2 protein-coding genes are annotated in these 1,030 nt (G+C 38.8%); one reads left to right on the top strand and one right to left on the bottom strand.

The window, feature by feature from the left end; all coding sequences use genetic code 11:
- The coding region (locus F6K52_RS36800; RefSeq protein WP_293090243.1) for a hypothetical protein at positions 1-588 on the top strand (588 nt) is incomplete at its 5' end.
- Positions 589-728: 140 nt separating this feature from the next.
- On the opposite strand, the gene F6K52_RS36805 is transcribed toward F6K52_RS36800, so the two are convergent.
- The coding region (locus F6K52_RS36805; RefSeq protein WP_293090245.1) for a hypothetical protein at positions 729-1,030 on the bottom strand (302 nt) is incomplete at its 5' end.

Consider the following 1,030-nt stretch of genomic DNA (forward strand, 5'->3'; position numbering starts at 1 on the left):
GAGCCAAACAGAGAATGGGACTATCTAAAAATTGCTAAAGTAGGTAGGAATAATGAGACAGTAATTGCAGGGATAAATAGCTTGACAAGTTACTTTCGTAGCGAAATGGAGTGCTCGTGGTCACTTGCTCCTCAAATTCAGGTCGCCCGGGAAATCTACGAAGCTTGTATCCGTCAGATTTGGATATTATCAGGCCAATATGCAATTCGCTGGAAGTACGTATATGAGCATCTTGGTGCTACTAGCTACTGCGATCCACTATTGAGTAGTGCTCAACTAGGCTGGCGTAACTTTGCTCAAATTATTAACCCTCATCCCCTTTTGGATATGCCAAATACAAAGCAAAAGGAAGACTGCATCAGCAGTCTTTTTGTGCAATTTATTCATACATTGGTTGTCTTCGGTAAATCCATTCGGGATGAGTGGAGTATTGAGGATATTGCACGCTTTAATAGAGATTTTGCCCAGCATCAAAATGCCGTGGTTTGGATTCCAGAGGAATCAGGACCAATGCGATTGGAAAATATACAACCAGATAGGTTGATGCCTTCTTTAAAAATGCTAATACAGGAGGGATTGCTAAGTTAATATGAGTTCGGGTTGAGAAAGTTTATTTAACCTTGAATGGCTGAAACTACACAAATACATTAATACATACCAGAATTAAGCAACAATGTAATGAAGGTTTCAGCTTATCCCGAACTCCGGTGATTTTAATTGCGATCGCTCTACATTTTTATCCCATAATTTTTGGCAATTTCAGATAGTTTATCGAACTGTTCTTGTGCTACTTGCGCCAATTTCTCATTGGTGGGTTGGGTATTTTTTGTACCTTTAGGAGCTAGGTATTTGATATACAAAGAGACAAAATCTACCACAATGGGTATACCTTTGAGGGCATTACCATCAGCTTCTTTTCCTGCTAAGAGAATGGATAAACCACCTTCAATGGAACTTCTGGTAGCTTTAACAAACTGATCTACTAATTCTTCAATATAATATGCTGGTTCTAAGTCTTCTAGTTTTTTGG

The sequence above is a fragment of the Moorena sp. SIO3H5 genome (genome assembly GCF_010692395.1).
Taxonomy (GTDB): domain Bacteria; phylum Cyanobacteriota; class Cyanobacteriia; order Cyanobacteriales; family Coleofasciculaceae; genus Moorena.